Origin of the sequence: Bacillus sp. JJ634 (genome assembly GCF_036962285.1) — a bacterium.
Classification (GTDB): domain Bacteria; phylum Bacillota; class Bacilli; order Bacillales; family DSM-1321; genus Peribacillus; species Peribacillus asahii_A.
This window is the reverse complement of record NZ_JBALMU010000004.1, coordinates 21,340-28,909: the sequence shown is the minus strand read 5'-3', so window position 1 is coordinate 28,909 and position 7,570 is coordinate 21,340. Positions and strand designations below refer to the sequence as shown.

Annotated in this window: 7 protein-coding genes and 1 pseudogene; 6 read left to right on the top strand and 2 right to left on the bottom strand. The window is 34.6% G+C overall.

Annotation, left to right across the window (positions count from 1 at the left end; all coding sequences use genetic code 11):
* The first annotated feature begins 48 nt into the window (after nt 1–48).
* Nucleotides 49–1,038: an NADPH:quinone oxidoreductase family protein gene (locus V7068_RS01130; protein WP_499710574.1), complete on the top strand. Its 990-nt coding sequence runs from the start codon at nt 49–51 to the stop codon at nt 1,036–1,038.
* 55 nt (nt 1,039–1,093) lie between these two features.
* On the opposite strand, the gene V7068_RS01125 is transcribed toward V7068_RS01130, so the two are convergent.
* Together V7068_RS01125 and V7068_RS01120 are read right to left on the bottom strand one after the other, a co-directional pair.
* Entirely contained in the window at nt 1,094–2,599 is a 1,506-nt protein-coding gene (locus V7068_RS01125) for an ATP-binding protein (protein ID WP_499710573.1), read from the bottom strand.
* A gap of 653 nt (nt 2,600–3,252) precedes the next feature.
* A pseudogene (locus V7068_RS01120) lies at nt 3,253–3,744 on the bottom strand (hypothetical protein).
* 219 nt (nt 3,745–3,963) lie between these two features.
* Between V7068_RS01120 and V7068_RS01115 the strand changes: the two are divergent.
* The 5 genes from V7068_RS01115 to V7068_RS01095 all read left to right on the top strand — a co-directional run bounded on the left by V7068_RS01115 (nt 3,964) and on the right by V7068_RS01095 (nt 7,391).
* Nucleotides 3,964–4,683 carry a YybI family spore inner coat protein gene (locus V7068_RS01115; RefSeq protein ID WP_499710572.1) on the top strand — a complete coding sequence of 240 codons (720 nt, stop codon included), beginning with the start codon at nt 3,964–3,966 and terminating at the stop codon, nt 4,681–4,683.
* Between the two features lie 557 nt (nt 4,684–5,240).
* Nucleotides 5,241–5,576, top strand: a complete 336-nt coding sequence (locus V7068_RS01110; protein ID WP_499710571.1) for a hypothetical protein — start codon at nt 5,241–5,243, stop codon at nt 5,574–5,576.
* A gap of 18 nt (nt 5,577–5,594) precedes the next feature.
* Nucleotides 5,595–6,188: a nitroreductase family protein gene (locus tag V7068_RS01105; RefSeq protein WP_499710570.1), complete on the top strand. Its 594-nt coding sequence runs from the start codon at nt 5,595–5,597 to the stop codon at nt 6,186–6,188.
* A 189-nt stretch (nt 6,189–6,377) separates the two neighbouring features.
* Entirely contained in the window at nt 6,378–6,980 is a 603-nt protein-coding gene (locus tag V7068_RS01100) for a hypothetical protein (protein ID WP_499710569.1), read from the top strand.
* 183 nt (nt 6,981–7,163) lie between these two features.
* Nucleotides 7,164–7,391: a hypothetical protein gene (locus V7068_RS01095; protein ID WP_499710568.1), complete on the top strand. Its 228-nt coding sequence runs from the start codon at nt 7,164–7,166 to the stop codon at nt 7,389–7,391.
* Nucleotides 7,392–7,570 lie beyond the last annotated feature (179 nt).

The following is a 7,570-nucleotide window of genomic DNA, read 5'->3' as shown; positions in this document are numbered from 1 at the left end:
TGATACAGATATAATAATATCTATAAAACTAATAAAAGAGGTGTGGAGATGAAATCATTTAATGCACTAGTTGTTAATAAGCAAGATGACCAGTTTTCTGTAGGGGTTCAACAGTTTTCACTACAGGATTTACCAGAGGGCGAAGTACTAATTCGTGTTCAATATTCAGGCGTTAATTATAAAGATAGTCTTGCGAGTATCCCTGATGGCAATATTGTCAAAACTTTTCCATTTGTGCCAGGAATTGATTTAGCAGGGGTCGTAGTTTCTTCAGAAGATCCTCGCTTTCAAGAAGGCGACGAGGTTATTGCAACTAGCTATGAGATTGGTGTTTCCCATTTCGGTGGCTATAGTGAATACGCTCGTATTCCGGCTCAGTGGATTGTTCCACTTCCAAAAGGCCTTACGTTAAAAGAAGCGATGATTATCGGAACAGCTGGTTTTACGGCTGCATTATCCGTTCAGCGCCTTGAAGAAAATAATCTAACTCCTGACAAAGGAGCTGTTCTTGTAACCGGAGCAACAGGTGGAGTTGGCAGCTTTGCTGTCTCTATTCTATCTACCCTAGGTTATCAAGTTGAAGCGAGTACAGGAAAAGAAGCTGAACAAGAATACTTAAAGAAACTTGGAGCAACTACGGTTCTATCACGCGAAGATGTATATGATGGAAAGGTTCGAGCATTAGGTAAACAAAAATGGGCAGCTGCTGTCGATCCAGTTGGCGGCGAACCACTTGCCTCTGTTTTAAGCCAAATCGAGTACGGTGGCTCAGTTGCGGTCAGTGGATTAACAGCTGGGACAAAGCTGCCAACAACAGTCTTCCCGTTTATTTTAAGAGGCGTTAATTTACTTGGAATTGACTCTGTGTATTGTCCTATGGAGACACGATTGAAAACATGGAATCGTCTAGCAACGGATTTTAAACCGGCAAATTTAGAAGAACTAATTCAAAAAGAAGTGACACTTCATCAGCTTCCGGATGCTTTGCCTACATTATTAAAAGGTGATGCTCGCGGAAGAATCATTGTGAAACTATAACCCAAAAGTGACGAGATATATAAATTCTCGTCACTTTTTCAATGTTAAGTCTGAATCATTTTGATAGAGGTATACGTATTTTGACGAGAGTGCCTTTATTAAGAGTACTTTGAATAGAAATATCTCCTTGATAGGTATCAATAATTCGTTTGCAGATTGTTAATCCTAATCCGGAACCATGCTTCTTCATAGAGAAAAATGGATTAAAGACTTGATCTAAACGATCTTTTGGAATACCTACACCAGTATCTTCTATCGTAATGAAACAAAAATCAGCGTCTCTTTCTATTGAAATCGTTAATTTTCCACCATCGGGCATAGCGTGTAAAGCATTTTTAGACAAATTAAGAATCACCTGTTTTATATGATCTTGAACACAAGATATAGGCACATCATCAGCAGAATAGGCAATAGAGAGTTGGACATTCATATAATTAGCTTCCGATTGTAAAATAGGTTCTATTTCTCTTAAGATATCTATTGTATTGTAGGTGTTTAATGTATATGCAGTTGGTTTTCCAAGGACTAGTAATTCACTAACAATGGCATTTATTCGAATGATTTCTTTTTGTATCACTTCAAAGTAATATTGGGCTTTCTTATCTAAATATTCTTCGCTAAGTAGTTTAATTAATCCATTTATTCCTGTTAAAGGGTTTCTTATTTCATGGGCAGTGCTAGCAGCCAGATTCCCGAGTAACTCTAGTTTTTGATATTCATTTTGTTCTTTTTCTTTCTTTACTTTAAGTTTCAGTCGAAGGTTGTAGATTAATAGTAGTAAAACATTCATAATAATAAAAATCGCCACTAGGTAATAGGAAAATGTATGACGATATAAGTGTTTATTTTCAGGGCTTAATTTTGCCGTAATGATCCAAGAGGGGTGTTTCAAATGGATACGATAATCTACTAAGTTTTCCGTCGAAGTTAATGAGCTTGCCTCTATTACTGTTCTCCCTGATTGATCTGTTACGACAATCATTTCATCTTTTAATAACATTTTTATGGTATTTTCTAATTCATCTAATCGTAAGCTGGCCAGCAATACACCTTTAATTTGTTCATTCTCAGTAACAGGGACGGCGATTGTCATAATATAACGCCCTGTTACTCGACCAATATGTGCTTCTGAAAAACTCGTTTTTCCTGACTTTAGTGCTTGCTGAAAGTACAGTCGATCACCGACATTAACAGGAGAATTGAGTGAATTTGAGCTTATTAATAAGTCTCCTTCTGAATTGGCCCAATAAAAGCCTGAAAAACGTTTATCCTTTTCTTGAGTTTCCTTAAAAATTTCCTCTATATCAATTAAGCTACTATGCTGAACTTTAATCAGGGTAGCAAGCATTTCTAACCGTCCGACTGTTTCGCCAATAAAATTCTCTATATTTGTTGTATGGAGATTTGCATTCCGTTGAGCTTTATTTTTATATTCATTTTCATATTTCCTCATTTGTAGCTCTGCCAAAATGCCGCTGATAATCAGCGTAGGAACCACTGCTATCAAAATATAAATAACAAAAATCTTTGCAAATGGTTTAATGTTATGTGTCCGTATCAAAAAGCACTTCCCCTTTAATGTTCCGCTTAAGTAGCTTCCAGCTGAATATATACGATGTAAAATATCCACTGATGATTGACATGAAAGCTTTCAGTCATATTTTTATCATAAGATATTTAGGACTAAGTATCAATATTATCAGAAGCATAATAGTCATATGGTCGCCTTTGTTGTGCAATGAGAGATTATAGTTGTTCTACTTATTCTACATATTAGTATTAAGAGAAACTTTTTAAGATTAAGTGCGGTAACCGTACCATAAGTAGATGAAGTTATTTTATATAAAAACGACTATTGAAATAATTAGATATGGTTCCTGTAAAAAAGCTGCAATATACATGAGTAACAGAATGTAAAAGGCCACTTGCTTAGCAAGTGGCTGATTCGACGTAGTCGCCAATTTTAGGAATTAAGTGTAAGTGGAACTACATCTCTGTCTTCGCCTTAACAGGCTCGCCAATCAGCGAGTTTTCTTAAGGTTATCCTAATTTTGCAAATTTGGTTCACCCTTTACTCCTTACCTATTTACTGTTGGTTTTAATATATTCTTTATAGGCTGTTGAGTAAATTAGATAAAAAATACCTCAAATCTCGAGAAAAACGAAATATACACGATAAGGGGCTGCTACGCCCCTTAAATTTTCTAAATGCGATTAACACAAAACAATGATTTTATAGGGAGTAGTTTGGGCTGGAATGCTAAATGTGGCGGGACCATATACAACAAGTAGATTTCGATTTGTAGGACTAAGTGTGAAGGATTAATTGTTTTGTAATAATATCGGAGTATAACTAGAGATATTCAATTGTAATTGACCATCACTACTTACCAGCAGGCTGTTAAAATAGTCAACCTTAACATTTTGATAAGGGCTATCTTTTACGATAATGAGGGCCTGATATTGGGGCGGGTAAATAAGAATGACAGGTACATTGACATCATAAAAACCAGTTACACGGTCTCCAACTGAAACCATAACATGGTCTAGAAAATATGTTGTTGGACTGATAACAAAATTTACTATCGAACCATCTTCTCTTAATAAGGACATTAATTTAAAACACCCTTTTAATTCCTCACCTGAACCTAATAAATAATCTTGAATCATGGTAACCGTACCAGAAAAAGAATTGTATTTCTTCATTTTTCCCCCTCCTTTATGTTGAATAATAAACGTAATTCACTCTTTAGGAAACTTCGAGGACGGGGTTCGTATAATATTTTAATGTTAGTTTAGTTGACCTTATAAATTTTATGAAGCTGGTGATTAGATATTACTTAATGAAGGCTAGTTATAAAGAGCAATAATTCTTTAAGACTGTTAGAAAATGATGATGCTAGTCCTCATAAAAAGGAGTTTATTATGTATAACTATTATTCTAGGACAACTATGAATCAGCAAGATATTGTTTCGTTTGCTCGTGGTGATATAACGGGGGATAGAGTGCCTGATAATGTTTATTTAACCGGAATAAAGACTCCAGCTAGTCCATTTACTCAAAATATTACTCTGCTCGTTCAAGATGGAAGAACTGGCACTGTAAAAAGTGTTACACTTCCAGAAAATGCTGGCTACAATCCTACTGTATTCTTAGGGGATTTTACTGGGAATGGAGTAGATGATATTTTAATAAGTATTGCTACAGGTGGTAGTGGTGGAATCATGTACCATTATATTTATTCCTTTGTGGAAAATATGGCATATTTACTGTTTGATTTCAATGTATATAATAAGCAATATCAATATGACGTTACTTATCAAGACCAATACAAAGTGGAAGTTGTCAGTAAAATCAATAATAAAAAGTACATGATAGATATTTCAACAAAAGGTGCTGAGTATTTAACTGAAATATATGATGAAAATGGTAAACTGAAAAGTCCTATTACAGGTTTTGTAAATCCTCTAAGTGGCTTATATCCTGTTGACTTTAATTCGGATAAAAGGTATGAGCTATTGGCTTATCAAAAAATTGCTGGAAGATATAATGCAGATTCTTTAGGGTATATTTTGAACACTTTAGGGTGGTCGGATAATCGATTTGTTTTGCAAAATCAGAATGTAGCTATTTGGGGATATTAGAGCAACTTATCTAATGAGGTTTTAGAAGCATGAGAATTCTATTATTTTATTAATAATTATTATCTAGGTAAAAAGAAAAAGCTGATTTATATACATTCTATAGACTGTTTATATAACTACACTTATGTTTGGTTAGTAAATGGGGAGGGATTTTGGTTTTACCCGACGTACCTCCAATATGGTGAAGTTGCAGGATATAGGTGGAACGGTACATTCTGGACGTTCTATGGTTTTGATGAAAGATTTATTGAAACGGTTGCCTGTTATCTAATCTTTACTTTGTACTAAAAACAAAATCCTCTTGTAGAAATTAAAACCACGATAAATAGCAAAAAATAATAAAATACCTCATTTAGATACATCACGGAGAACCGTACCATAAGTAGGTGCGGTTTTTTATATAAATGCAGCATGGGTCCATCTCCGTAAAATTAATCTTATGAAACGTTTCCTTTTTATTTACTATTTAAAAAATGAATTTGGCTATTATGTATACAAATGTATACAATAAAAGTGAATTTGAATGTATACATTTGTATACAAGGAGGAGGGGTATTATGAGACATGAAGGACATAGAGGACAACGTAAACATCATGAAGGCAGACATCGTGGAAGTCGCGGGGAGCATGTAGGGGTAAAATCAGAAGGAGCGAAAACGTTCCGACGCAAGCGTGCGATAATGTTTTTAGAGCATTTAGAAACTAAGCAGGCGGTATTGAAAAAGCAATTGCAAACACCAGAGTTGCAATCCGTTAATCCAATTATTGTTGGTGAATTAAAGGCAACACAGTCGATAATAGATGAGTTTGTACAACTGTTTGAGCTATATGAGTTCGAGGAATATGCGAATTTGCGATTTAAAAAAGATACTGAAAATAACACGGAAGCTTAGAAAGAGGATATTGAAAATATGAATATGGAATCAAATTTGACTGTTGAAGAGGTTATCCGCTCCCGCCGAACGATTAAAAAGTTTAAAAAGGAACTGATTTCTTTAGATACGCTTGAAGAGCTATTAGATATTGCGATTTGGGCACCGAATCATAAAATGCGTGAACCTTGGCGTTTTATCGCCTTCTTAGATGAAGGAAAGCAGCATCTTGTGGAAGTTTTAAAAAGTGAAAAGGAAAAAGGGAAGTTCCCTAGACCGATGAAGCCAGAAAGGCTTGAACAATTGCTTTCAATTCCAGCGTTCGTTGTTGTTGTAATGCAAGCAGATCCACGACCAATGATTTTCGAAGAGGATTTTGCTGCGGTGAGTGCTTGTATTCAAAACTTTCAATTAGCAGCTTGGGAGCGTGGAATTGGAATGCTTTGGAATACGGATCCAACAATTTATTCACCAACATTCCATGCACAAATCGGTGTGAAGCCAGGTGAGAAGGTTGTGGGAATTATGCAAATTGGCTACCCAGACATGACACCGAAAGCACAACAGCGAACTTCGATTGAAGAAAAGTTAACGGTTATTACTAGCGCTTCTCAGCTTGAAGAAAATAAGTAGTATCGAATAATATTTGTCAGTAATCGAGTGCAATTCCGAAGGGGAAATTGCGCTCTTTCTTTATGTATCGGGCCGACTTGTTTAATAACGAAATGGAAGATTTAGCTTATGTTTAAAATCTGGCTGCCATCGAAGGCGGCTTTTGTTAGTGTATTAACGGGAGAGAGGATTCAATAAGATGATAAAATATTGTTAGAACAAAATGAACAACGAGGTAAAATTATGAAGTTAACCTTAGCAACGAATGAAGAAATTAATATGCTACATTCAAAGTTTAAAAAATTTAATACCCATCTTCTTAAAGAGCCAAGAAAGGTGTATCCTTTTATTGGTATTATGGATGTATTTAATCGTGTTCTTACTGAAGAAGAGGCAAGTGAGCTATTGGGAAGAAGCCATAATTTAAAGCACGGTGCAAAATTTGTTGGTACCTTGACTCAACTTTTCCATATGGAAGATGATGAGGTGTACGTACATATTTATAAAAAAGGGATAGGAAAAGAAGAGTTCAGGTATATATTAAGCTATTTAAATCGAGAAGAGGCAAACTTTTTTCGAAGGTTGTTTTCTAACAGCAAGGGAATTTACAAAATAGGTGATGTGGAAGCCCTTATTTTTTTAACAAAACTTTCAGTAAATGAGCTGTATTTTACAAATTTTCTCTTTCCTTCTCTTGATACAGTGATAATTGGGAATTATGAATTGTCTTTTCCTGTTTACTGTAAAACAACAATAGGTTTCAAAAAGTGTAAAGAGATTGTCGAAGAAAATGGTTTATTTATAAGACAGTAGGAAATAGGCGAGTGACAGGAGTACTGATTCACTGATTCCCTGTTGAACGAGTGCGTTACATAAATAATGAATGAGGCTGCCTCTTCTTTTTGATAATCTGTGCAGGTTGGTTGAAAATAGTGAATAAATATAAATATAAAGTTAACTCTATAATTAAAAGAATGATAAACGAGGAGATTGATCATGAAGCCTTATCAAATAAATAAAATGATCATTGATGATGAATTTGATGGTGAAGAATTCGTGACAACTGATTTTGCTTACCAAAATAAAGATTATAGCATTACTTTTAAAAAAGCAGACCTTGAAATAATTAATACATGGGTTTTTAAAGATGGTACGTCTCTACCAGCAAATTTATCTGATAATATTATTGAATTAATAAGAGAAGATGTTAAAAAGAGAATCTAGTCACATGTAGTAGTTCTAATTTATTATGGTTAGTTTTAGAAAAGTTTTGATTATTAATATAAAGAATCATGTGGCTAGCGAAGAAGTGATTTCATTGAACGAATACGAGGGGCTAATGACGACGATTTTTAATGATTAGAAGACCAGATCGCATGTGATTTGGTCTTTTGTATTTATTG